The sequence below is a fragment of the Ruegeria sp. HU-ET01832 genome (assembly GCF_040371315.1).
Lineage (GTDB): Bacteria > Pseudomonadota > Alphaproteobacteria > Rhodobacterales > Rhodobacteraceae > Ruegeria > Ruegeria lacuscaerulensis_A.
Map to the genome: position 1 here is coordinate 38,013 of NZ_BAABWL010000006.1, position 23,804 is coordinate 61,816.

Sequence of the window (23,804 nt, forward strand, 5' to 3'; positions counted from 1 at the left end):
ATATTCGATATGTGGGGTCTGCGCGCACAGGGTCAAACGCTTTGCTGGCGCTTTATGTGGTCGATGAACAGCCTCAGGGGCATCATGGATTTATACTCGCGCGGGAAATACATGAAAATACCGGGGGTGAGGCCCAAGTGGTCCTCAAGAACTGGCGTCAAAACTCCGGTATCAATCAGTGGGGCGATAGTCGAAGCTCACATTGAAGCGAGAAGCACGTGGGGTTCCATTGCGAAGTTAGGAGGACAGATTGCTCAATTCATCGAGGTATTAAGTTTGGCTCTGATCACGTAACAAAAATTACATTTGTGACTATTTCGCTGTGTTAGTTTTGCCGATCGACTTCTTGCTGATCACTCTTGCAGATTCTGCTTTAGCAGGAACTGGTTCTTGAAATTCTTCAACCCTGGCATAACGTCGGCATTGGCAATATCGTCACTCGCGTGGATATCAAACTCCAGAAAGTCCTTCAAAGCGTCATCATCGTCGCTAACCAGTTCGATTATTAGGTCATAGCGACCCGCGACCCACAGGATAAAGACAACGCGTGGGTTCTTTTCAAGCCGCTCGGCAACTTGCCTTGGAGTCACGCCGGTTGCAACGTTCAACCCAATCATCGCGTCAGTAGTATATTCTGTTGCCACCGGATCCGACATCGCGACAATCCGAAGCATATTGTTGTCTCGCAGCCCGCTCACCCTGTTGCGTATGGTTCCTTCCGACACATCCAACTGTTGTGCAATTTCAGAAAAAGCCATTCGGCCATCCTGTTGCAAAAGACGGATGATCTGCTGGTTCAAATCATCATTTGGCGATCGAATGCTCTGAGTAGCACGCGCGTTCGATTGCTTTTTGACTGACATAGGCTTGACGCTCGATTGCTGTATTCGCAGCCATGATTACGAAAGAGCATCGATATCCGCAATTCTCTTTGGTGAATTCTGTGGAGGGAAGTGTGAAAAACGACATACATCAGATCTCCTCGTCACAATTGACCAGCGCAGGATTGCGGAACGATAGCCGGATTTTCCGTTGATTCATTTTGATTTTGCGATTCCCGTCGCTGTGTCATGCGAAAATTTCGAATTTCGTATCATGATGCCGTTTTTTGACAAGATACCTTCTGATCCTTGCTCAACACTGAAAGATAATGGCGAATATCGAAGCGCATAGGTGTGAGTAGTACGGTATTCGTAATTTCAAGCCCTGAACCCGACGCGGCAGGAGAGAGCCTGAAAACAGGCAACCCGCGGGAAACTGTGAATTCATGCACACGCCGTTGGAAAAGTGGGTGCTGCTGTCAGTATCGAAAGGAGGACAAATGACAATAGCCGAGCAGAACACGCAGGCTGCTTTTGGTGGGCCTCGGCACGGCCTGACCGCCGACGCATACCGCAGCGAAGATTTCTGGCAGCGGGAATGCCAGACGGTTCTGGCCAAAAATTGGGTGTTTGTCGGGTTTGCTCATCAGATGAACAGCCCAGGTGATGTACTTCCCATCACTTGTGCCGACTTACCACTTCTGGCGGTACGCGGTCGTGACGATGACATACAGGTGTTTCACAATGTCTGCTTGCACCGCTGCATGACACTGGTCGACAAGCCCAAGAATGTCGGGAAGCTAATCCGCTGCCCGTATCATGCTTGGGCCTATGACCTGGATGGACGCCTGCGGGCCGCGCCACACTTTGCGGGCACCGGCAAGCAGGAGTTCGACGGTTTTGACATTAAAGAGCATCAATTAAAACGCGTGCGCACTTATGTCTGGCACGACTGGATATTCGTCAATCTGGACGGGAACGCTCCTGATTTCGAAGACTATGCCGCACCTCTGATCAACCAATTGGAAGGGATTGACTACAGCAAGTTGGAGCCCATTGGACTGCTCGATTTTGGTGAGATCGACACCAATTGGAAGCTTATAATGGAGAACTTTATCGAGCCCTACCACGTTCAGTTTGTTCATTCCTCAACTACCGATCAACCGTTGGAAAATCACTATACGATCATCGATGGCACCTGCATCGGCAGTGCGGTGGACCTTGAGGAAGAATTGGGCTCATCGGACAGTTTGGGTGTTAGCTCAAGGTATCTGACTCTTTATCCCAACTTCATTTTGGGCCGCTATTTCCCAGATCAGCTGGGTGTCTATCTCAATGTGCCCGTCGGTCCAGGAAAGATGCGCCAATACCGAGCGCTTTACACCACGGAAGGCCAAGACTTGAGCGCCAAAGAAATAGAGGCCCTCAGGAACCTATGGTGGGATGTCCACAAAGAAGACCACGAGATGGTTGAACGCATGTTCGAGGGCCGAAAGTCCCCGGTGGCCAAGGATGGGGGCCTGTTGTCACCTGCCTGGGAGGACAGCGTGCGCGCCTTTCAGGATTTGATCGAGCGTGACGTGGCAGGCGCCTAAATAAGGAGGATCAAGACCAATGAGCAACTCTATATCCAAGGGGTTTCGTCTGGCCCATACGATGATGCGGGTCACAGACATGGAAAAGTCTCTGGACTTCTATTGCGGAATTCTGGGTATGGAGGTGCTGCGGCGTACTGATTATCCCGAAGGTAAATTCACCAACACGTTTATCGGTTACGGGCCGGAAGCCGAGTTTCCCACACTGGAGCTAACCGCCAATTGGGACCAGGACACGCCTTACGACAAGGGCAATGGCTGGGGCCATATCTGCATTGAAACTCCGGATGTTTACGTCGCCTGCGAGCAACTGTCGGCCGCTGGGGTAAACATCACTCGCCCGCCAGGGCCGATGAAGAATGGCACGAGGGTTATCGCCTTCTGCGAAGATCCTGACGGTTACAAAGTCGAATTGAACGAATCCATACTGAAACACTTGGCGCAGGAAGGCTGACCAAATGGGTGATACACCTCAACTTTTCAAATTCGACCTGGTTCAGAAACGCTACGACGCGATGGGCGACAGCGATACATACATTAAACCGATGGTGACCAGCGAGTTCAGCAAGTCAATGTGCGGCGGCATCAACGTACTCAATAATATCAAGGTGCCTTGGGACTTGACATGTGACGAGATCATCTACTGCCTTGAGGGCACTTTCCGACTGGTCTGCGACGGTGAAAGCTATGTCTGCAACCGTGGTGACGTGCTGTTTGTCCCGAAAGACAACCACATCTCATACGAGTCGGATGGCAAATGCGTGATCTTCTATGCTGCTTATCCTCACAACTGGAAACAGCTTGCCGGGATTACACAAGTTCCGGGTATCGACCCAGACGATTTTGTCCCGGGTTAAGCGCCTTGTGCGTTGAACGACAGGACAAGCAAAACAAGCGCCAACACCGGGGGTCGCCCTTGGTGAACTAAGTCTGATTGCCATTCGATTGGAGGATGCCAAATGCCCAAGGACAATGCAAACGCCCGAATCTACTATGAGTCATTCCACGAGGCTATAGAGCGGAACCGTCCACGTATCCCTGAAGTTCAGCAACGTTTGGAAAAGGCAGGCGTCAAGTATGTGATGGCTGCGTGGATCGATTTGCATGGTATTCCCAAAACCAAACCCGTCCCGATGAGTGATTTCGAACCGCTGTGTCTTGGGAAAGGGCCCCAATTTGCAGTGCATTCTATTTCTTACGTACCCGAACTCAGTCCCGCCGACAGCGATCAGGTGGTGGTGCCGGATCTCGATGCAGTCTACGTCTGTCCGTGGGACACATCGATGGCGATCATTTTCTCTGATCTGTATTGGGAAGATGCGCCTTACAATGTTTGCCCGCGTCAGGCTCTGAAGCGCGCCATGCAAGAAGCTGCGCTGGAGGGGTACACCGGTTATGCCGGGGTCGAACCTGAGTTCATCGTGATGAAGTACGACGACGCCGGCCACCCGGTAAAGGCCTTTGACGACGACCCTGCAATCGGTGTCCGACCACGCCGCCAGGCTTTTGGATATGACGTTGAATACTCGATCGACTCGATGGCGTTTCTGAAAGACATGATCGACATCATCGAAGGTCTGGGTTGGAACCTGCATGACGTGGTCGCAGAGGGTGCGTATTCACAGTTCGAACTGGATTTTCACTATACCAACATGCTGGAGATGTCCGATCGCCTGGCCTTTCTGCGGATCACTTTGAAAGAGGTGGCCAAAAAGCATGGGATGTTCGTGACCTTTATGCCGAAACCGACAGTGGGTGACTGGCGATCTGGTGCGCATATCAACATGTCAATGCAACATGACAGCCGCCCGGGTGAAAACATTTTTGAAACACCCGAAGGTGAATGGAGCGATGAAAGCCGTTGGGCCGTTGGCGGACTGATGCAGCATGCCGAAGCTATCACGGCTATCACTTGCCCAACCGTGAACTCCTATAACGGGTTGGTGCCTCGTGTTGGTGGGTTTGAAGGCGGCACGGTCACCTGGGCCCCGACGAATATTACTTATGGTTTCAACAATCGCTCGGCCCAGTTTCGCCTGCCGCAGAGCCGGCATTGTATTGAAAATCGCGCGTGCGACATGACCATGAATGTCTATCTGGCAATGGCGATACACCTCAGTTGCGCTGTTATGGGGATCAAGCACAGGATCGACCCGGGCAAGCCGACAGATTTTGACCTTTATTCGAAAACTGAAAATGAGCTTTCCGAGCTGGGAATCCGCCGGTTGCCGCGTACTCTTTTCAATGCGATCGAGGCTTTGCGGCACGACACTATGGCGGAACATGTGATGGGTCCCGTGATGCGTAAATCCTACCTGGAATACAAGAATGATGAGTGGGAGCGTTATCATCAATCGGTAACCGACTGGGAAGTTCAGGAATACCTAAGGCTCTACTAAATCGGGAAGCATGAGATGATACCCGAATTTCAGATTTACGAGTTGGGTGACCTTCCTCTTTTGTCGGGCGAAGTACTAAAAGAGGCCAAGCTCGCCTATCAAACTTATGGCAAGGTGTCTGAGACTGGCGACAACGTCATCGTAATGCCGACCTTTTACACCGGTACAAATTCCCGAAACGAAGGTTTCTTTGGCCCAGGGCGGGCGATCGATCCTGCGCGGCATTTCATCATTAGCGCAAACCTGTTTGGCAATGGTCGTTCGTCGTCACCATCGAATGCGCCTGCGCAACAGAGCGGCCCTCGCTTTCCGCTAGTGCAGATGTGGGACAACATCGCTGCTCAACACCGATTGATCCGAGATCACCTTGGGATCGAAAAAATTGCTCTTGTCGCGGGTTGGTCAATGGCAGGTTGTCAGTCTTACCAGTGGGCGGCGCAATACCCGGATATGGTGCGGGCAATCCTTCCATTCTGTGCGTCGGCCAAAACCTCGCCTCATAATTTCGTCTTCCTCGAAGGCGTCAAGGCGGCCCTTTGCGCGGATCAAAATTGGAATGGCGGTAACTATGTCAATCCACCCGAAGCGGGGCTGAAGGCATTCGGTCGAGTCTATGCAGGATGGGCTTTTTCTCAGACCTTTTTTCGCGAAGGGCTTTATCGGCAACTTGGCTTTCAAACCATTGAGGAGTTGTTGCGGGATTGGGAGCAAGATCATGTACTGGGCTGGGACGCCAACGATCTGTTGGCCAAGTTGGCGACTTGGCAAGCTGGCGACGTCTCAATCGGACCGTTTTACAACGGGGATTACAAATTGGCATTGGGTGCCATCAAAGCTCGTGCCATTTTGATGCCTTGCACGCAGGATCTCTATTTCCCACCAGAGGACAATGAAATCGAGGCCAGCCTCATGCCGAATGCCATCTTCCGTCCCTACCATTCGCCTTGGGGCCATTGCGCCGCTAACCCAGGAAATGATGTAGGCTTCACAGCGCAGTTGGACGCCAACATTCGTGAATTGCTAGGCGAATAGAGCGCGCTGGCACCGGTTGTTCCAAAGGTTTGCGACACATCCCGGCAAAGCGCCAAACGTTGGGATCGCTGCGATCCACAACAGAGGATCCTGTTTCTTTCAGTCGGTCTTCGGGTTTCAGCCTCAGTTTTACTGCGGTGCCGCACAACACTTGCAAGCTTGTTGAGGTTTTGGATTTCGTGTGCACAGGCATCGCATAGAAGACAACTACAGTAATCAGAAACCAAAACACAAATTTCAGGCATTGCACGTCCTCGCGGACCCAGGCGAAAGATGACTGCAAAATCCAAACGGCTTGTGGGGGTGCAGAGCTTCCGCAAAAAACGGGCCGCACAGTTGAATGGTAACACAGCTACATTGGGGCCGTGCAAGCTCAGGAAACACTTTTCAACGGCTGAAAGCGGCCGAGATAAGGGTGTCTTTGCCCGAATGTTGGTAGGCTTTTTCGAATATCACTGTGCAAAGTGGACTGTTATTTTCAATTCTACCTACCTAAAGGCACAGCGACCAGCTTGAGTATCGAAAAGGGTGTATGCGGGCGGCTGATGATCAGACAAAAGGCGAAATAAATATTAAACTGAATGTTGTCAGCGATAGCTGGGGGCGACGCCCGGCGCTTCCATTCTGTGCCTTCGTTGGCAAAGCAATACGGTTTGCTTCCAGCTACACTTAGGCGAGCAGCTTCTCCGCGAGGGTTAGTTGGAGGAACGAAACCAAATCTCCGCCTCATCATAGCCTGCTTCTGAAGCGTTCTCGGGCGGCACACTGATGCTGGATTTGACAACAATTTAGGGTTTGCCAGCGGGATAGTTTCTCAGCAGATCCGAAATTATGATTCTCAATAGCAACAACTTTATGAACGTTACATTAACGTCTCTTTTCTGCCCGAATTATGGCTGATAAGAACGTCCACGTGAGCAGTGATTTGTTTCTAAGTGCAGGCGGTAAAGATGAGAACCGGACAAAGCGGTCGTGTGGCCATTTCGTGGGCGCAAACAGAATTGGATGGTCTTGAAGGGGCGCCATTGTCGTTCATGGCTGTAGGGGCAGTGTGGTCGTGGCGGGGACATATTCTCTGCGTTGAAGATTCCACAGACACGGCGAAGGGCTTGCGTTCTCGGCTGCCGGATCACTTTATCTCCGAACAAGAGCTGGATGGTGACGCGTTAGGCGTAATTGTTCTGACAAATGGTGCGCAACAGTATTCAGCTTTATTACACAGCGTCGGCACCCTGGGCGATCTGGTTCTTGTGTTCGAAAATGGATTGCCTACGCGTGAACGAGAATTCTGGGTCGACGAGGTGATCGAGATCAGGGTTGCCAATGATCATGCCACGGGTACAGCGGATACCGTTATTGCATTTCCGACGCGACCCAGCATTGCTCCTGAAATTCACCCAGTCCCGCGTTTGCCAGCGATGAATGCTGCTCAGGCAATGGACTGAGCGACATCGCAGTTTTTGCGTCCGAAAAATCACATCTTCTCATACTCCACGTGTTGACTCTGCCTGAGCTGGGGATATAAGCGCGGCTTCATTGGTGTTGGTGGCCCCCGCAAGGGGATGCCTGTCATGGGGGAAACCTCAAGAGGACAACGCCCTTCATAGTAGGCGTCTGCTCCCTTCACGGGGGAACGCCTTCGACCACAAAGAAGGAGATCAGCCGTGACGAAACGCACGTCTGCCAAGCACAAAATCGACCGCCGGATGGGCGAAAACATCTGGGGTCGTCCGAAATCCCCGGTTAACCGTCGTGAATACGGCCCCGGCCAGCACGGCCAGCGCCGGAAGGGCAAATTGTCGGACTTCGGTCTGCAGCTGCGCGCCAAGCAGAAACTGAAGGGCTACTACGGCGACCTGACCGAGAAGCAGTTCCGTCGCATCTACGCCGAAGCCGAGCGTGTTAAGGGCGACACCGGTGAAAACCTGATCGGCCTGCTCGAGCGTCGTTTGGACGCCGTTGTATACCGCGCCAAATTCGTGCCGACCGTGTTTGCCGCACGTCAGTTCGTGAACCACGGCCATGTCAAAGTGAACGGCAAGCGGGTCAATATCCCCAGCTACCGCGTCAAAGAAGGCGACGTTATCGAAGTGCGCGACAAGTCCAAGCAACTGGCCGTTGTTCTGGAAGCTGTTGCTCTGGCCGAGCGTGATGTGCCTGACTACATCGACGCCGACCACTCGAAAATGACCGCGACTTTCGTACGCGCACCGGGCTTGAGCGATGTGCCTTACCCGGTCATGATGGAACCGAATCTGGTTGTCGAATTCTACGCGAAGAACTAATCTTCGCCGATACAGTTAATAAAAAAGGCCGCGATCTCCGCGGCCTTTTTTGTTTCCTACACTGTTCTTGTTCAGAACGTGTCCGCTATCAAACGATGTGCATGAAGAAATCGGCAGCGGATACTTCGACGTCTGCTTTGGCAGAAGTGCCGGTGTCAAAAGTGTCATCGGTAATTACGTCGATGTATTCACCTTCACCTGGCCCGAACTCGCCGCCGTTGTTACCCGCCTTGATTGTAAGGCCAAGTATGTCGCAATCACCAAAGTCGGTCTTGTCGAGATATTGCTCCAGCTCTGCGACAGTAATTTCGTTAACACCATCGCCAAAATCGTCGATCTTGAACTTGATGACCTCGTCCTCGCAATCGAGGTAAAGGACAATGTTAGATATGTCCTTGTCGACAGTAATACACTGTTCGATCTCATACATCAGGTCGTCGACGGCACCGCTTTCGTCAAAAGTGACCACAAGCTGCGATACATCTTCGAACTCGCTAAGATCAACAGTGCCGACTTTACCGTTAGAGACGTCGCCTTCGGCTGTAATGACTTTGACCCCAAGCGAGTTCCCCTCGCTATCAAAGGCTTCGAATTCCGCACCACCTTCGAACGCATCGACTAATACGATACTTGTCAGGTTCACTGGTGTGTTGAAATCAAACGTCAGCGTTCCGCCTTCTAGTTCGTCGTCAGGATCCGAGGAATCCCCGTCTTCGGAAACGATCAGAAGATTCCCCTGAGAGACTGTCGCCAAATCAGTGTCTTCACCAGTTGGATTGGCGCTGTCAAAAATCATGGCTTCGTTTGAAATCCCTGACGGAGAGTTTGAAGCACCCGTCACTGTGAAATCGGCAAAAACAAATTGATCTCCGGTATCACCAGCCATCAACGGGCCGTTGTCATCACTTTCAAAGTCGATTGTCCGGGTCTTGGTGGACGACATGATCGTCGCCATAGAATTCGGGTTACTCTTCTTGGGCATGGCCCCCTCCACATTTAACCAAAACAAAACCACACGCAGAAGCTAAAGGACAAAAAGCCAAACAGCCTTACTGTCCACCTACGCGCGGCATACGCCCAAGAGGTTCTAGCCTTTAGGAAATCGCCCCCAATTCCCAGTGCGAATTCTCGCTTTTATCTTTTGGTCCTGAAACGTCGATATCATACACGAGTTTGTGACATTCTCAAGAAAATGGGTTTTTTACTTAATTTGACTGCTTTTAATGCGTCGAATCTGCCGCGAAGTTCGCTTTTTTACAGCGAATAGTCCGCTGCCCTAGATCGGTAACGGCCGTCCCTCGGCAATCGCTTCCATAGCGAAATAGGATGTAACACTATCCAGCTCGACCTTTTCGATCAGGCGCTGATAGACCTTGTCGTAGGACGCCATATCCTGGGTTACGACTTTCAGCTGATAGTCGTAGTCCCCTCCAATGCGATGAAAATCTACAACTTCTGGAATTGTAAGTACGTGACTGCGAAATGCTTGCAGCCAGTCTGCTGAATGATGCCGGGTGCGCAGCATAACAAACACCACAAGGCTTAGGCCCAGTTTTTCTCGGGCGATCCGTGCTGTCGAGCCAATGATGACACCGCTTTCGTTCAACGCTTTCAAGCGCCGCCAACACGCGTTTTGGGACAGTCCGACGCGATCGGCCAGCTCTCGCTGGGACAGCGTGGCATCTTTCTGTAGTTCGCGTAGAATGCCTTGATCAATCTGATCTAAATTTTTCATCATTATTAATCATATGACACAATATTAGATGAATAAATCCAAAAATTTGTGAAGTTTATTGACCAAATACCAATCATATTGATGGCACAACAAGGAGCCTGATCTATGACCCTGTCCCATTTCCGCTCGACCATCCAATCCGCCAAATGCATCTCGACCCTGCGAGGCGGATTGATTGGAGAGAACGTTATGATCCCGGGTCTGAACGGGGACGTGCCGCTTGTGTATGCGGACTATGTCGCGTCGGGCCGCGCATTGCGGCAAGTCGAGGATTTTGTGGCCGAGCATGTGTTGCCGTTTTATGCCAACAGTCACACCGAAGCCTCCTATTGTGGGTCTTACATGACCCGCCTGCGCCGCGAGGCGCGGGCCGAGATTGCCCGTGTCGTTGGTGCCAAGGAAGAGGATGCGGTGATCTTTACCGGATCCGGCGCCACCGCGGGCCTCAACCGGCTGGTCAGCCTGATGGGAGTGAACGAGGCAGACCGGCCGGTTGTGTTGTTGGGGCCGTACGAGCATCACTCGAACATCCTGCCATGGCGCGAAAGCAAGGCGCGGGTGATTGAAATTCCCGAAGCGCCGGGCGGTGGTGTCGATCTGGAAGTGCTAGAGCGTATTCTGTACGACCATGCCGCGTCCGATCTTATCATCGGGTCGTTTTCGGCCGCCTCCAATGTAACAGGCATCATTACCGACCCTGATCCGGTGACTCGGATTCTCAAAGCGCATGGCGCGCTTGCCGTATGGGACTATGCCGGAGGCGGGCCTTATCTGCCGATGAGCATGGGGCAGGGCGATACATGCAAGGATGCAATTGTGGTTTCTCCGCACAAGTTCCCGGGCGGGCCGGGGGCTTCGGGTGTGTTGGTTGTTAACCAGAATATGGTGACGCGCCGCAGTCCAAGTTGGCCGGGCGGTGGGACTGTCAGCTTTGTCTCGCCATGGCGGCATGACTACAGCACCGATCTTGCAACGCGAGAGGAGGCCGGAACGCCGAACGTCATTGGTGATATCCGCGCGGCTTTGGCCTTTATCGTCAAGGACGCGGTTGGAGAAGATGAGATCGCCGAGCGCGAGGCGCGCTATAACCGTATGGCGACCGCGGGTTGGGAGAATAATCCTAACCTGACGCTTCTGGGTTCCGAAGACGCGCACCGGTTGCCTATCTATTCATTCCTGGTGCGAGATAACGCGGGGAATCCGGTACACCAGCAGCTCTTCACGCGGATGTTGAGTGATATCTATGGAATACAAGCGCGTGGTGGCTGCGCGTGTGCTGGACCGTATGCGCACCGTCTTTTGGGAATTGACCAGTCGACATCGGATGAACTACACGCAGCGCTGTCCGCTGGGGAAGAGATGAAAAAGCCTGGCTGGGTACGTCTGAATTTCTCGTATTTGATGAGCGAGGATACGGTTCGCTTCATCATCGACAGCGTCAATGATCTGTCGCGGCGCACGTCAGAGTTTGCCCCGTTCTACAGCGCCGACCCGGCGACGGCCCGCTTCAAAGCGGCGTGACGGAATTGCCGCTTTTCTCAACGCGTTGAGACAGGTATGAGGGGCTCCAATCAACGGAGCCTCTTATGACCAAGATTACCCCGCAACCCGGCATTATGGACATCGCGCATTATCAGGGCGGTCAGTCGCATGTGGCGGGGGTTGCGCATGTGATCAAGCTTAGTTCCAACGAAAACCCTTTTGGTCCAAGTCCCAAGGCGATTGAAGCCGTGCGCGACAGTGCCGCCACCCTGCATCGCTATCCCAGTACGGACCACGCTCCTCTGCGCGACGCAATCGGTGCGCGCCACGGGCTGGACCCGGCACGGATCATCTGCGGTGTGGGGAGCGACGAGGTGCTGCAATTCGTCGCCCAAGCCTATGCCGGGCCGGGGGATGAGGTCATCTATACCGAGCACGGGTTTTCCATGTATCCGATCATCGCGCGGATGGCTGGCGCGACACCTGTGATGGTTCCTGAAAAGGATCGCCACGTCGACGTGGACAACATCCTTGCCGCCGTCACCGGTCAGACACGGATCGTGTTCGTGACCAATCCGGGTAACCCGACTTCGACCATGATCCCTGAAAGTGAACTTGTGCGGTTGGTCGAGGCTCTGCCCGACAGTTGCCTGACGGTGATCGACGGGGCCTATGCCGAGTTCGTCGATGATTTTGATGGCGGGGCGTCCATCGTAGATCGGTTCGACAATGTGATCATGACCCGGACGTTCTCGAAAGTGTACGGTCTGGGTGGGATGCGCGTGGGCTGGGGCTATGCGGCGCAGTCGATCATTGATGTGCTCAACCGAGTGCGTCAGCCGTTTAACTTATCACTGACCGCTTTGGCGGCGGCCGAAGCTGCGGTTAAGGACGAAGAGTTCCTGTCTCACTGTCAGGCCGAAAATGCGCGCCTGCGGGTGTGGTTGTCCGACGAACTGGCTAAGATCGGGGTGCTTTCGGATGCGTCCTGTACCAATTTCATCCTCGCCCGGTTCACCGATCAGGCCGAGGCTGAGGCTTGCGATGACTATCTGAAAACCCAAGGTTTGATCGTGCGGCGTGTGGCGGGATACAACTTGCCAAATGCGCTGCGCATCACCGTCGGCGATGAAGACGCGTGTCGCCGGGTCGTTGAAGCCATCACCGCATTCAAAGAGGGCGCAGCATGAGCCAGGTTTACGATCGTGTTGCCTTGATCGGGTTGGGCCTGATTGCTTCATCCATGTTCTGGGCGATCAAACGCGCCGGGCTTGCTGGCGAAGTGACGGGGTATGCGCGGTCTGCCGAGACGCGCGAAACCGCGCGGAAAATCGGCCTGTGCGATCGGGTTTGCGATTCAGCGCAAGAGGCGGCCAAGGGCGCCGATCTTGTCGTTCTTTGTGTGCCGGTTGGTGCGATGGGGGCGGTTGCTGCAGACATCGCGCCTGTTCTGAAGCCGGGGGCGACCGTGTCTGATGTGGGCTCGGTGAAACGACATGTGATCGAGGCGGTATCGCCCCATATTCCCGATGGCGTGCATTTCATTCCTGCCCACCCGTTGGCCGGGACCGAGCATTCCGGGCCCGAATCCGGTTTTGCTGAACTGTTCGACAATCGTTGGAACCTGCTGGTGCCGGTCAAGGGGTCTGACCCTGACGCTGTGGCGCGGTTGCGCGCCTTGTGGGAGGGCATGGGCGCCAATGTCGATGAGATGGATGCCGATCACCACGATTTGGTGTTGGCGGTGACGTCCCATGCGCCGCACCTGATCGCTTATACTATGGTTGGTGTGGCCGATGATCTGCGTCGGGTGACGGATGGCGAGGTTATTAAGTACTCGGCCGCAGGTTTTCGGGATTTCACGCGCATCGCGGCCTCGGATCCGACCATGTGGCGCGACGTGTTTCTAACCAATAAGGACGCGACGCTGGAAATCCTTGGACGTTTTACCGAGGAGTTATTCGCCCTGCAACGCGCCATCCGAACCGGCGATGGAGAGCAGCTTTTCGACTATTTCACCCGCACTCGGGCGATCCGTCGTGGGATTATCGACGCTGGCCAGGATACTGATGCGCCGGACTTTGGGCGAGGAAAGACAACCTCATGACGCTTAAGGTATTATGGATCGGATTGCTTGCGCTCAGCGCCACGAAGGCTCCTGCGGCGCCTTTGGATCAGTCCCTGGTCCCCCTTTCGCGCCCTGCAGAAAGTATTGTTTTAGCCTATGCGCAGCCGACCAGATTGCGCCCTGCCATGCGTCCGGAATCCGCTCAGGTTATCGCTACCGCTGCGCGGCCACTGGATTTGCCGTCGCTTGGACCGGATACATCGTTGATGCCTTACAAGCGGCCCAAGGCGGTCGAACAACAGGCGTTGTTCAAAAAGCGCAAACTGCGCAAAGGCTCGGTCTGTGGTGATATTGCGATTCAGGGCAAGGCCGTTGGCAAGGTTCCGGGTAGGATCAAAGCCTGTGGGATCAAGGATGCCGTGCAAGTCACGTCGGTATCGGGGGTTGCGCTTAGCAGACCTTCTACGATGGATTGCGGCACGGCAATCGCTTTGAATGAATGGGTGGACAAATCCGTCAAGCCGACGTTCCGGCGCCGCGGACCCGTGGTCGAGCTGCAAGTTGCCGCGCACTATGCTTGCCGGACGCGGAACAATCGCACGGGTGCAAAAATCTCGGAACACGGCAAGGGGCGCGCGATTGATATCTCTGGCTTCAAGATGGCCGATGGTGAGGTGGTGACGGTTTTGAACGGGTGGCGCAAGAACCCTTCAAAAAAGCAGTTGACCAAGATCTGGCGCAATGCGTGTGGGCCGTTTGGAACAGTGCTTGGTCCGAATTCGGATCGGTACCACCGCGACCATTTCCATCTGGACACGGCCCGGCACCGGCGTGGGCCTTACTGCCGCTGACCGGGCTTATTCTCTTTTGTTGAACGCCAGAAGGTCCGTCTGGCCCTGTATTGCGTCGAACGACTGTGCCGTCAGTGGTATAGGTTGACGGCCAAAATCGACGACGTGTTCATAGTGGTCGAACAGAAGATCGCGTAGTTTTTTGTTGTGTGCAGAAGACTCTGAAGGGGTGTATTCGAGGAACACTGCCGGGCGACAGGTTTCCAGCGTCTTCAGTGCCCCTTCCAGCACTTCAAGCTCGTGCCCCTCGACATCAATCCATATCAGGGAAAGATCTTTGAAGGGCTCTCGGTACTGTTCGAGCAAGCGGTCAACCGTGGTGATATCAACTACTATCGCCTCATCGGAGTGATCGCCAATCCTTGATCCGCCCCTATTCATCTCGTTCGAAACAAAAGGCAATTGGCCGGAGGTGCTGGATGCACCCAATTGGAGGTGCGTGACCCGGTCGCCCAGATTGTTGAGTTTTACGTTCCGCGTCAGCAGGTCATAGTTTTGTGGATCAGGCTCCAACGCAATGACATGCGTGCATTCAAGGTCACGGAAGAAATAGACAGTATGCGTTCCGATATTGGCGCCAATTTCCAGAACCGTGCCAGCGCTCAGCGCAGCGCCTTCCTGTTTCAAGTAGTTTGAAAGCGCACTTACAACCCCACGGCCGTATTCACCGCCTTGGGTGATCTGTTCTCCTATGACGTAATGTGGATAGTAGATCAGGCAGTGATCCCGCATCTGGCGGAAAAACAGGACATCGTCTTTCCAGAGATCGCGCAAGATGGCGCGTCGAACCTTTTTGGTTTTCAGCGCCCAACGGGACAGTTGGTTGGACAACGCGGTTTTCAGACCCATATTCGGCGCCCCTTGGACAGATACATAGCAGAAGTTGTTACCGTAGAATCAAACGCGGTGCAGGCCCGATTGGCAAGGGGCCGAGCGCGACAAAGCCGTCGCGGAAATTAAGCTGCAAGTCCAATGCGTTGGGGTTGCCGCCAAGGCCCGCCATGAAGTTTAAGGCACGGGTTACCGGATCAACCGCCTGATCGGGCAGGGCGCCTGCTGCATTGGCCATGGCAATCATATCGCGCCAGTTTTCTGCCTTGACCGCGATCTCGCCGGTGGGGATGCCTTGGGGGTCAACGTCCAACTCTCCGGCAGCGAACAAGCGCAGCGCCCCCCATTTCATCTCGGCCAGACGGAGTTCAATGTTCACGGGTTGCGGCCTGCTCAGTTCCAGCGCGGACCGGTCCCAAGGTCTGTCGAATGTTGCACGCATGTCCAACTCGAGCGTTTCGAAGGTCTGCGGCAGTGTGGTGGCTGATCGCATCAGCGCGCGCAACTCATCCCCGGGCATGAAGGCATCAATGCGAGCGCTGATCATGTATGTTTCGGGCGTCTCAGTCTGCTCCATTACAAGCGCCAGGGTTTCGCCTCCGGCCAGGGCCTCGGAATTGTCGGCGACCGACCATGCTCCGGCTGTCAGGGCCATCTTTTCCAGGACCAGCGCAACACCGGGCTGAAGCTGTAGCTCAGCTTGCATATCAGCGGCTTGAATGGTCGATGTCTGATCAAAATAGGACAGCCGTTGCGGCGTGTCGGCAAAACGCAAAACCTGTCTGCCGGGCCAGATTGCGGGGCTTTGGAATTGAATCCAATCGGCGCTCCAGGCGGTGCCGTTGACCGGGTCGGCAAGCGCGGGACTGCTCAGGCGTGTTACGTGGTTCAACGGGTATCCGGCTGTTGTGACTTCAGCGAACTCGGCTTGCCAGCCCTGTTCTTGCTGCGTGTCGAACCAGGTCGTGATCGCGTTTCGCAAGCCGATGCCCGCGACGAACCAGTAAGCGCTCCAGATCACAGTTATGACAATGATGACTCGTATCAGCCCGCGCATGGCAGTTGGCCCTTTTTCCCACCTCAAATTTGATGTTTATAGGCGCAAACGGGCAAGGACCAGAGTTATGACGATGTGGGTTTTCGGATATGGGTCGCTGTTGTGGAATCCCGGCTTTCCTGTGGCCCGCAGTGAACGCGCGACTTTGATCGGCTACGCACGCTCATTTTGCATGAGTTCGATTCACCATCGCGGTACCGAGGATGAGCCGGGCCTTGTTCTGGCGTTGGATGAACAAGACGATGCACAGTGCAAAGGGTTGGCTCTTGCGGTCCAGGCAGGCCACGAAGATCGCACCTTACAAGAGCTGCGAGAGCGCGAGTTGATATCTTCCGCCTATGTCGAAAAGATGCTGGATGTGCATTTGGAAACCGGTGACACGGTCAATGCAGTCACTTACGTGATCGAAAAAGATCATGTGCAGTATTGCGGGGGAATGCCTTTGGAAGAGCAGGCCCAGATCATTGCACACGCCGTCGGCGGTCGGGGGCCAAACACTGAATACCTCTATAACACTGCTGAACATCTTGCCGAGATTGGCCTGCACGATGCCGATCTTGAGTGGTTGGCGCAACGCGTGCGTGACATTACCGCATAAACCCTTGGCGTAACCGGCGGATTTTCGCTAGATTTATCCTCAGAGCAGCTAAAGACCGGGAACCACGCGCATGGCGCAGGCACATCAAAGCGCGAGACCGCATTTCTCGCAACCCATTCGTCAGATCGTAACGATGTTGGTTGCGATTGCACTGGCGGGTGGCGGAGTTTTTATGGCTCTGCCCTATGTTCTGCCTGTTTTCTACGCCAACCCTTACCTGAACGGCTTCATCCTGCTGGTATTTGGCATCGGCGTATTGGCCTGTTTTTATCAGGTGACACAGTTGATCGGCTCGGTTCGTTGGATCGAAGCCTTCGTCGGTGGCGTTGTACGCGAAGACGCTCGGACCCCGCAGCTCTTGGCCCCTCTGGCGTCGCTGCTGCGGGAACGTGGAGCGCGGTCTCAGATCAGCTCTAGCTCGACCCGGTCCATTCTGGATTCGGTGGCAGAACGGGTTGAAGAAGAACGCGAGATCACGCGTTACATCACCAATGTTCTGATTTATCTGGGTCTGCTTGGCACTTTCTTTGGTCTGGCGACAACTGTTCCGGCCATCGTTGACACGATTCGCAGCCTAAACCCCCAAGAAGGGGAAGAAGGGTTGGCTGTCTTCAACCGCCTTATGGTCGGGCTCGAGGCGCAGTTGCAGGGTATGGGCGTGGCCTTTGGGTCATCGCTTTTGGGTTTGGCCGGATCGTTGATCGTCGGCCTGCTTGAACTGTTTGCAGGTCACGGGCAAAGCCGGTTCTACCGCGAGTTGGAAGAGTGGCTGTCGTCAATCACCCGAGTCGGGTTCGCTTCTGGTGACGAAGGTGGGGCTGAACTGGCGGTTCTTACCCCTGTTCTGGATGCAATGTCGGAACAGATGAATGCGTTGCAGGATCTTTTCGAAGCGCAAGAGGCCGACCGCGCATCGGTGTCCGCCAATCTGAATCAGCTGGTCAGTTCGATAGGTGAAATGAACATGCGCCAGTCCGAGGCCGAAGGGGTCACAGCCGCGCTGGAACGCGTTGCTCTGGGACAGGATGCCTTGTTGGACCACATGCGCGAGCAAGGCACTGGCGACGGGATCGACGCCGAAAGCCGTATGCGCCTGCGGTCCATGGATGTTCAGTTACTTCGTATTCTCGAAGAAATCTCGGCGGGTCGCCAGGAAAGCATGAGTGAACTGCGCAAAGATATTGAACTGTTGGTCAAGGCTTTGACCTTGCCACGGGGCGCCGTTCGCACCACCCCGGACGGAGAATAACCCATGGCCCTGTCTCGCCGCACAGGTCAACGGTTTCAGGGCTCTGTCTGGCCAGGCTTCGTGGATGCGATCACTGGGCTGTTGATGGTGTTGACCTTTGTCTTAACCATTTTCATGGTCGTGCAATTCGTTCTGCGTGAAACGATCTCGGGTCAGGAAGATGAGCTGTCCGCCTTGTCTGGCGAGGTTGCCGCGTTGGCCAACGCGCTGGGGTTGGAAGAGCGTGAGAACAGCCGGCTTGAGGCGCGGTTGGGAGCTTTGAATTCGACCTTGTCCCAAGTCGAAGGCGAACTTGTTGATGCTCAGTTGCGTCTAACTAATTTTGAAGATCAGGTCGCGGCGCTTCTTGCAGATCAGGAACGCGCGCGCGGGGCCATCGCGTCGCTGGAGTCGGAACGTGAGACCCTGTTGACCGAACAAGAAGCGTTGAACCTTGCCCTAGCCCAAAGCCGTTCGGAAATTGACGCACAGGCCGAGGCCGCGCGTCTGGCGGCCGCGCGCCGTGAGGCGCTTGAGGCACTTGTTGCTGATCTCGAACAAAGCGGCACGGCCCAAGAGGCATTGATTTCCGAGCTCGAAGAGCAGCTAAGCGCAGAAGAAACCGCCCGATTGGCCGAGGCAGCAGCGGCAGAAAACCTGCGAAACCGGCTTCAGGATGCGGATGCGGAACTGACGGCCATGACGCTTGCGCTAGAGGCGCAAAGGAAAGAGGCCGAGGATACGCTTACCCTTCTTGCGGCGGCGCAAGCTGCCAAAGCAGAGTTGGAGCGTCAGTTCGGCGAGTTGAATACTGAGGAGTTGCAAGCCCAGCTTGAAGCTGCTTTGGCTGCGCGCACGCAGGCCCAGACCGAGGCGCAGGAGCAGCGCACGCTAGCAGAGGAAAGAGCTGCGCTGCTGGCCGTCGCGCGCGAAGCGATCTCGGCAGAACAGGCGGTTTCCGCAAAAGCGCAGCGCCAAACCGCGCTGCTGAATCAGCAGATGGCCGCCCTCCGTAATCAGCTGGGCGGTTTGCAAGCCTTGCTGGACGACTACGAAGAGCGAAACGCTGCCGCCGACATCCGCATTCAGACGTTGGGGCAGGATCTGAACGCTGCACTTGCCCGTGCGGCCTCGGAAGAGCGCCGCCGCCGCCTTCTGGAAGAGGCTGAGCGCGTCCGGTTGGAAGCCGAAGCCGAAAAGCTGTCGGGTCAGAACGAAGAACTGGTTGCTCAGGCTGAGGATTTGCAGCGCTATCGCTCGGAATTCTTCGGCCGGCTCCGGGATGTTTTGGGGGATCAGGAGGGTGTTCGGATCGAAGGCGACCGCTTTGTGTTTTCGTCCGAGGTTTTGTTTGATACCGGCTCGGCCGTCCTGTCCCCCGCAGGCCAGCTTGAGGTCGCAAAAGTTGCCAACATCCTGCGGACCGTGGCAGCCGAGATCCCAGAAGGTCTGAACTGGGTTATCCGGGTCGATGGTCATACCGACAACGTTCCACTGGCAGGATCAGGTCGTTATCGCGATAACTGGGAACTTAGCCAGGGCCGCGCGTTGTCGGTCGTGCTGTACATGGTCGAAGCGCTGGGTATCCCACCGAATCGCCTAGCGGCCAACGGGTTTGGTGAGTTTCAGCCTGTAAACCCGGCGGACACGCCAGAAGCCCGCGCCCAGAACCGCCGGATCGAGCTGAAACTGACCGAACGCTGATTGTGTATTTCTGATTTGAGACGGTCTGAACCTACGCTAAAATAGCGGCGTAGTCGCATGGAAAAGGCCACGCGCATCCCTATATATGTACCCTAGGTTGAACGGGTAGGGATCGTGAAAGCAGGCGTTTCGGAACTTCGCTATATTGTTGATAGCGCACTAAGCGCTCCTTACCGTCGTGTAACAAGGTGCGAAATGCGCTGTGGGGCCGCGGTTTGGCTCAAACGGATCGAGCGTTCAGGTCCACACCTTTGGGTTGTGAAGGGGTTGCCCGGGCAAGCTTTTGATAGGGATCGGCGATCGCATCGCTTCTTAAGCAGTTGCGGAGTTCCAGTTCCGGCGGTTCTTCTAGAAAGCGACAGCTATTTTGTAGTCGAAGACGCAGGACATAGTTTGAGCGCCTTATGCGGCGATCCGCTTGTAACCACAGTGGAGAAATTGGCAGCCTGCAGTGCGGCCGGGCAAGCGCTTGCGCGTTTGCATGCAGCGGATCTGGCGCATGGGCGCCCTGCATTTCGGGATATGTGCTGGGACGGGCGCAGAATACGCTTTATTGACTTCGAATATTTCGATCCAAGCCAGGCCGGATCGATTAGAAAAGCCCGAGATATTAGCATCGCGCTTTTGTCTGCCCTTTCTCAAGGCGGCGAAGGCTTACGTTTTGCCCGTTCGTTTTTGTCAGCGTATCGCTTGGTTCACAGGAAGAAGTTGAAGCCGTATTTCGCTCCGCTATGGGATCAACCGAGATAATGGTGCAATGAAAAACCCGCCTACTAGGCGGGTTTTTTGTTTTCTCATCGATCAGTCAGCTGTGAGCAAGGGTGGTTTGTCGCCCGGTATGCGGGGCTGATCGGGGCCCAGAATTTCCAGGTTCAGATCGCCTTTCTTGACCGAAACGCGGACCACGCCGCCCTTGGCCAGCTTGCCGAATAGCAGCTCCTCGGCCAAAGGCTTCTTGATGTGTTCTTGAATGACGCGGCCCAGCGGGCGCGCACCCATCTTGTCGTCATAACCCTTGTCCGCCAACCATTCGGCGGCCTTGGGTGTCAGGTCAAAGGTCACATTGCGGTCCATCAACTGTGCCTCAAGCTGCAGCACGAACTTCTCGACAACTTGAAGGATGACCTCTTTCGGCAGCGGCGCGAACGAAATCACCGCGTCCAGACGGTTGCGGAATTCCGGTGTGAAGGTCCGTTCAATCGCAGCGGTATCTTCGCCTTCGCGACGGTCGCGTCCAAAGCCGATCGCGGCCTTGGCTTGCTCCTGAGCGCCAGCGTTCGAGGTCATGATCAGCACAACGTTGCGGAAATTCACCGTGCGGCCGTTGTGGTCCGTCAGCTCACCATGATCCATAACCTGCAACAGGATGTTAAAGACGTCCGGATGCGCTTTCTCGATCTCATCCAGCAGCAGCACGCAATGCGGATGCTGGTCAACGCCGTCAGTCAGAAGACCGCCCTGATCGAACCCGACATAACCCGGAGGCGCACCGATCAGACGAGAAACGGCGTGTTTCTCCATGTATTCAGACATGTCGAAACGCAGCAGTTCTACACCCAGCGTATCTGCCAGCTGTTTCGCCACTTCGGTTTTACCCACACCGGTCGGACCTGCGAACAGGTAGTTACCGATGGGCTTTTCAGGTTCACGAAGGCCCGCGCGCGCCAGTTTGATCGCGCTGGACAACGCGACAATGGCGTCGTCCTGACCGAACACCACCCGTTTCAGCGAGGTCTCAAGGTCTTTTAGAACCTCGGCATCGTCCTTGGTGACGTTCTTGGGCGGGATGCGCGCGATCTTGGCGACCACGGCCTCAATCTCTTTCACGCCGATTGTTTTGCGACGCTTGCTTTCCGCGACCAAATGCTGAGCTGCACCGGCCTCGTCAATAACGTCGATAGCCTTGTCAGGCAGTTTGCGGTCATTGATGTAGCGCGCCGACAGTTCCACCGCCGTTTTGATCGCGTCCGCAGTGTATTTGATCGCGTGATGCTCTTCAAAATACGGTTTAAGGCCGCGCAGGATTTTCACGCTGTCCTCGACCGAAGGCTCATTCACGTCGATCTTCTGGAACCTGCGGCTGAGCGCGCGGTCCTTTTCGAAATGCTGCCGGAACTCTTTGTATGTGGTCGAACCCATCGTGCGCAGTTTACCGCCCTGTAGGGCAGGTTTCAGAAGGTTCGACGCATCCATTGCGCCGCCCGAAGTGGCTCCTGCGCCGATGACTGTGTGAATCTCGTCAATGAACAGCACGGCATCGGGATGCTCTTCCAATTCGGTTACGACTGCTTTCAGTCGCTCTTCGAAATCACCGCGATAACGCGTGCCCGCCAGCAAAGCGCCCATATCCAGCGAATAAATCGTGGTTTCGGACAGCACATCGGGCGCTTCGCCCACGACGATTTTATGGGCCAAACCTTCGGCGATAGCGGTTTTCCCCACGCCCGGATCACCCACCAGCAGCGGGTTATTCTTGCGGCGACGGCAAAGCACTTGAATGCAACGTTCAACTTCATCCGCGCGGCCAATCAGCGGATCTACGTCCCCTGCACGGGATTTGGTGTTCAGATCAACGCAGTATTTGCCAAGTGCGCTTTCCTTCTGCTCACCTTCGCCAGCAGAGGGTTGCGTTTCGTCCTCGACCTGATCCGCGCCCGAGACCGATCGGCTTTCGCCGTAAGCTGGGTCTTTGGCGACGCCATGTGCGATAAAATTCACCGCGTCATACCGTGTCATGTCCTGTTCTTGCAGGAAATAGGCCGCGTTGCTTTCGCGTTCAGCAAAGATCGCAACCAGCACGTTTGCGCCCGTGACCTCGGTCCGGCCCGAGCTTTGAACGTGGATGGCGGCGCGCTGGATCACGCGTTGGAAAGCGGCCGTTGGCACAGCCTCGGACCCGTCGATATCCGTAACCAGATTAGACAGGTCTTCGTCGATGAATTCGACCAGAGTGCTGCGCAGCTCATCCAGATCGACGCTGCAGGCTTTCATAACTCGGATCGCGTCCGGTTCTTCCAGCAGCGCCAGCAGCAGATGCTCTAGCGTGGCGAATTCGTGTCGCCGTTCGTTCGCAGCCGCAAGGGCCGCGTGAATGGCTTGTTCTAATGTGCTCGAGAATGAAGGCACGCGGGTGCTCCTCTGTCTTGGGTCGGAAGGGGCGCGGGCTTTTGGCCGGATCCCCATCCCAACCGTGTCCTCATACTATTAGAGTTTGGTTGATCATGGCCCGGCTTCAAGGGTTTTCTTTCACTTGACAGTCACATTTATTGTGACCGTGGCCGTGAAGCGGGTGAAATAGGCATCAAAACCTGTCTTTTCTAGCCCGAATTTCTGCAAATACCGCAGCGGGTTCAGCGCCCGACATCCCTAAATGCGCTTGAATCGCCGGATCAGCGGCGCGCAGAAACGGATTTGTGGCCTTTTCCAGCGCCAAACTTGACGGCACCGTAGGTTCGCCAGCGGCACGGACGCGGTCGATATCCGCCGCGCGGTCGCGCAGCGCGGCATTGTCTGGGTCGACGGTCAGAGCGAATTTGGCGTTGGATTGCGTATATTCGTGACCCGAACACACCAGAGTATCGTCGGGCAAAGCGGCCAGCTTGGATAATGAGTCCCACATCTGCGGGGCGGTTCCTTCAAACAGGCGACCACATCCCAAAGCCATCAAACTGTCGGCGGTAAATACAACGGCGCTTTGCGGCATATAGAATGCGATGTGTCCAACTGTATGGCCCGAGACATCCAGCACTTGCACCGTCTCTCCGCCCAACTCAAACGTATCGCCTTCGCTGACTTGTTGGTCCAAAGGGGGCAAACGATGCGCGTCCGCAGCGGCCCCTATGATTTTGGCGGGGTGCTTTTCCAGAATTCCGGGCAACCCGTCCACATGGTCAAAGTGGTGATGCGTCAGTAAAACGTGGCTGAGTGTCCAGCCGCGCTGGTCCAGCTGGGCCAGAATGGGGGCAGCCTCTGGCGCGTCGATCAATGCGGTGTTGCCGCTTGCGGCGTCATGCGCCAGAAAAGCGTAGTTATCGCTGAGACATGGGATGGTGACGATCTCAAGAGGCATGGCCTTTTGCCCTTTCGTTGCTAGACTGCGCCGAAGCTAAGTCGATTGA

The 23,804-nt window shown here is 55.1% G+C and carries 21 protein-coding genes; 14 read left to right on the plus strand and 7 right to left on the minus strand.

The features are described from left to right. Positions 1-353 precede the first annotated feature (353 nt). Positions 354-800 carry an Lrp/AsnC family transcriptional regulator gene (locus tag ABWV79_RS17310; RefSeq protein WP_170353111.1) on the minus strand — a complete coding sequence of 149 codons (447 nt, stop codon included), beginning with the start codon at positions 798-800 and terminating at the stop codon, positions 354-356. Positions 801-1,321: 521 nt separating this feature from the next. On the opposite strand from ABWV79_RS17310, the gene ABWV79_RS17315 reads away from it, so the two are divergent. The 7 genes from ABWV79_RS17315 (at position 1,322) to rpsD (ending at position 8,132) form a co-directional block, all read left to right on the plus strand. Then, entirely contained in the window at positions 1,322-2,416 is a 1,095-nt protein-coding gene (locus ABWV79_RS17315) for an aromatic ring-hydroxylating oxygenase subunit alpha (protein WP_353393511.1), read from the plus strand. 19 nt (positions 2,417-2,435) lie between these two features. Then, on the plus strand, positions 2,436-2,870 hold the full coding sequence (gene gloA, locus ABWV79_RS17320; protein WP_353393513.1) for a lactoylglutathione lyase: 435 nt from the start codon (positions 2,436-2,438) through the stop codon (positions 2,868-2,870). A 4-nt stretch (positions 2,871-2,874) separates the two neighbouring features. After that, positions 2,875-3,273: a cupin domain-containing protein gene (locus tag ABWV79_RS17325; protein WP_170352301.1), complete on the plus strand. Its 399-nt coding sequence runs from the start codon at positions 2,875-2,877 to the stop codon at positions 3,271-3,273. Between the two features lie 102 nt (positions 3,274-3,375). Continuing rightward, positions 3,376-4,815, plus strand: coding sequence for a glutamine synthetase family protein (locus ABWV79_RS17330; RefSeq protein WP_353393515.1), 1,440 nt, complete (start codon positions 3,376-3,378; stop codon positions 4,813-4,815). Positions 4,816-4,830: 15 nt separating this feature from the next. Continuing rightward, a complete protein-coding gene (locus tag ABWV79_RS17335; RefSeq protein ID WP_353393517.1) occupies positions 4,831-5,847 on the plus strand; it encodes an alpha/beta fold hydrolase in 1,017 nt (338 codons plus the stop codon). Between the two features lie 950 nt (positions 5,848-6,797). Then, positions 6,798-7,292: a hypothetical protein gene (locus ABWV79_RS17340; RefSeq protein WP_353393519.1), complete on the plus strand. Its 495-nt coding sequence runs from the start codon at positions 6,798-6,800 to the stop codon at positions 7,290-7,292. 219 nt (positions 7,293-7,511) lie between these two features. Next, a complete protein-coding gene (gene rpsD, locus ABWV79_RS17345; RefSeq protein WP_170352305.1) occupies positions 7,512-8,132 on the plus strand; it encodes a 30S ribosomal protein S4 in 621 nt (206 codons plus the stop codon). An 88-nt stretch (positions 8,133-8,220) separates the two neighbouring features. On the opposite strand, the gene ABWV79_RS17350 is transcribed toward rpsD, so the two are convergent. Then, entirely contained in the window at positions 8,221-9,114 is an 894-nt protein-coding gene (locus ABWV79_RS17350; RefSeq protein ID WP_353393521.1) for a hypothetical protein, read from the minus strand. Positions 9,115-9,408: 294 nt separating this feature from the next. Then, positions 9,409-9,870, minus strand: a complete 462-nt coding sequence (locus ABWV79_RS17355) for an Lrp/AsnC family transcriptional regulator (protein ID WP_170352307.1) — start codon at positions 9,868-9,870, stop codon at positions 9,409-9,411. Between the two features lie 102 nt (positions 9,871-9,972). Here ABWV79_RS17355 and ABWV79_RS17360 point away from each other — a divergent pair, with 102 nt between their 5' ends. The 4 genes from ABWV79_RS17360 to ABWV79_RS17375 all read left to right on the plus strand — a co-directional run bounded on the left by ABWV79_RS17360 (position 9,973) and on the right by ABWV79_RS17375 (position 14,268). Next, positions 9,973-11,388 (plus strand): aminotransferase class V-fold PLP-dependent enzyme, encoded by a 1,416-nt coding sequence (locus ABWV79_RS17360; RefSeq protein ID WP_353393523.1) that lies wholly within the window; start codon positions 9,973-9,975, stop codon positions 11,386-11,388. A gap of 65 nt (positions 11,389-11,453) precedes the next feature. After that, positions 11,454-12,539, plus strand: a complete 1,086-nt coding sequence (hisC, locus tag ABWV79_RS17365; protein WP_353393525.1) for a histidinol-phosphate transaminase — start codon at positions 11,454-11,456, stop codon at positions 12,537-12,539. After that, a complete protein-coding gene (locus tag ABWV79_RS17370; RefSeq protein WP_353393527.1) occupies positions 12,536-13,456 on the plus strand; it encodes a prephenate/arogenate dehydrogenase family protein in 921 nt (306 codons plus the stop codon). Before hisC ends, ABWV79_RS17370 begins: the two co-directional genes overlap by 4 nt. Next, positions 13,453-14,268 carry an extensin-like domain-containing protein gene (locus tag ABWV79_RS17375; protein WP_353393529.1) on the plus strand — a complete coding sequence of 272 codons (816 nt, stop codon included), beginning with the start codon at positions 13,453-13,455 and terminating at the stop codon, positions 14,266-14,268. The genes ABWV79_RS17370 and ABWV79_RS17375 overlap by 4 nt, the downstream gene beginning before the upstream one ends. A 6-nt stretch (positions 14,269-14,274) precedes the next feature. On the opposite strand, the gene ABWV79_RS17380 is transcribed toward ABWV79_RS17375, so the two are convergent. Further along, the gene (locus tag ABWV79_RS17380; protein WP_353393531.1) at positions 14,275-15,117 is read right to left on the minus strand and encodes an FkbM family methyltransferase; all 843 of its coding nucleotides are present in this window, start codon (positions 15,115-15,117) and stop codon (positions 14,275-14,277) included. Positions 15,118-15,154: 37 nt separating this feature from the next. Next, positions 15,155-16,156: a DUF2125 domain-containing protein gene (locus ABWV79_RS17385; protein ID WP_353393533.1), complete on the minus strand. Its 1,002-nt coding sequence runs from the start codon at positions 16,154-16,156 to the stop codon at positions 15,155-15,157. A gap of 67 nt (positions 16,157-16,223) precedes the next feature. Here ABWV79_RS17385 and ABWV79_RS17390 point away from each other — a divergent pair, with 67 nt between their 5' ends. From ABWV79_RS17390 to ABWV79_RS17400, 3 genes are all read left to right on the plus strand, one after another. Further along, the gene (locus ABWV79_RS17390) at positions 16,224-16,754 is read left to right on the plus strand and encodes a gamma-glutamylcyclotransferase (protein WP_353393535.1); all 531 of its coding nucleotides are present in this window, start codon (positions 16,224-16,226) and stop codon (positions 16,752-16,754) included. Positions 16,755-16,824: 70 nt separating this feature from the next. Next, the gene (locus ABWV79_RS17395; RefSeq protein ID WP_170352315.1) at positions 16,825-18,003 is read left to right on the plus strand and encodes a biopolymer transporter ExbB; all 1,179 of its coding nucleotides are present in this window, start codon (positions 16,825-16,827) and stop codon (positions 18,001-18,003) included. 3 nt (positions 18,004-18,006) lie between these two features. After that, a complete protein-coding gene (locus ABWV79_RS17400; protein WP_353393537.1) occupies positions 18,007-19,686 on the plus strand; it encodes a peptidoglycan -binding protein in 1,680 nt (559 codons plus the stop codon). An 801-nt stretch (positions 19,687-20,487) separates the two neighbouring features. On the opposite strand, the gene clpA is transcribed toward ABWV79_RS17400, so the two are convergent. Both clpA and gloB read right to left on the minus strand, forming a co-directional pair. After that, positions 20,488-22,812, minus strand: coding sequence for an ATP-dependent Clp protease ATP-binding subunit ClpA (gene clpA / locus ABWV79_RS17405; protein ID WP_170352317.1), 2,325 nt, complete (start codon positions 22,810-22,812; stop codon positions 20,488-20,490). Positions 22,813-22,987: 175 nt separating this feature from the next. Beyond that, on the minus strand, positions 22,988-23,755 hold the full coding sequence (gene gloB, locus ABWV79_RS17410; RefSeq protein ID WP_353393539.1) for a hydroxyacylglutathione hydrolase: 768 nt from the start codon (positions 23,753-23,755) through the stop codon (positions 22,988-22,990). Positions 23,756-23,804 lie beyond the last annotated feature (49 nt).

What these genes read in the sequence shown, in the direction of transcription:
- ABWV79_RS17315 (WP_353393511.1), top strand. Translation starts at nt 1,322, where the DNA reads ATGACAATAGCCGAGCAGAACACGCAGGCTGCTTTTGGTGGGCCTCGG.
- gloA (WP_353393513.1), top strand. Translation starts at nt 2,436, where the DNA reads ATGAGCAACTCTATATCCAAGGGGTTTCGTCTGGCCCATACGATGATG.
- ABWV79_RS17325 (WP_170352301.1), top strand. Translation starts at nt 2,875, where the DNA reads ATGGGTGATACACCTCAACTTTTCAAATTCGACCTGGTTCAGAAACGC.
- ABWV79_RS17330 (WP_353393515.1), top strand. Translation starts at nt 3,376, where the DNA reads ATGCCCAAGGACAATGCAAACGCCCGAATCTACTATGAGTCATTCCAC.
- ABWV79_RS17335 (WP_353393517.1), top strand. Translation starts at nt 4,831, where the DNA reads ATGATACCCGAATTTCAGATTTACGAGTTGGGTGACCTTCCTCTTTTG.
- ABWV79_RS17340 (WP_353393519.1), top strand. Translation starts at nt 6,798, where the DNA reads ATGAGAACCGGACAAAGCGGTCGTGTGGCCATTTCGTGGGCGCAAACA.
- ABWV79_RS17350 (WP_353393521.1), bottom strand. Translation starts at nt 9,114, where the DNA reads ATGCCCAAGAAGAGTAACCCGAATTCTATGGCGACGATCATGTCGTCC.
- ABWV79_RS17355 (WP_170352307.1), bottom strand. Translation starts at nt 9,870, where the DNA reads ATGATGAAAAATTTAGATCAGATTGATCAAGGCATTCTACGCGAACTA.
- ABWV79_RS17360 (WP_353393523.1), top strand. Translation starts at nt 9,973, where the DNA reads ATGACCCTGTCCCATTTCCGCTCGACCATCCAATCCGCCAAATGCATC.
- hisC (WP_353393525.1), top strand. Translation starts at nt 11,454, where the DNA reads ATGACCAAGATTACCCCGCAACCCGGCATTATGGACATCGCGCATTAT.
- ABWV79_RS17370 (WP_353393527.1), top strand. Translation starts at nt 12,536, where the DNA reads ATGAGCCAGGTTTACGATCGTGTTGCCTTGATCGGGTTGGGCCTGATT.
- ABWV79_RS17375 (WP_353393529.1), top strand. Translation starts at nt 13,453, where the DNA reads ATGACGCTTAAGGTATTATGGATCGGATTGCTTGCGCTCAGCGCCACG.
- ABWV79_RS17380 (WP_353393531.1), bottom strand. Translation starts at nt 15,117, where the DNA reads ATGGGTCTGAAAACCGCGTTGTCCAACCAACTGTCCCGTTGGGCGCTG.
- ABWV79_RS17385 (WP_353393533.1), bottom strand. Translation starts at nt 16,156, where the DNA reads ATGCGCGGGCTGATACGAGTCATCATTGTCATAACTGTGATCTGGAGC.
- ABWV79_RS17390 (WP_353393535.1), top strand. Translation starts at nt 16,224, where the DNA reads ATGACGATGTGGGTTTTCGGATATGGGTCGCTGTTGTGGAATCCCGGC.
- ABWV79_RS17395 (WP_170352315.1), top strand. Translation starts at nt 16,825, where the DNA reads ATGGCGCAGGCACATCAAAGCGCGAGACCGCATTTCTCGCAACCCATT.
- ABWV79_RS17400 (WP_353393537.1), top strand. Translation starts at nt 18,007, where the DNA reads ATGGCCCTGTCTCGCCGCACAGGTCAACGGTTTCAGGGCTCTGTCTGG.
- gloB (WP_353393539.1), bottom strand. Translation starts at nt 23,755, where the DNA reads ATGCCTCTTGAGATCGTCACCATCCCATGTCTCAGCGATAACTACGCT.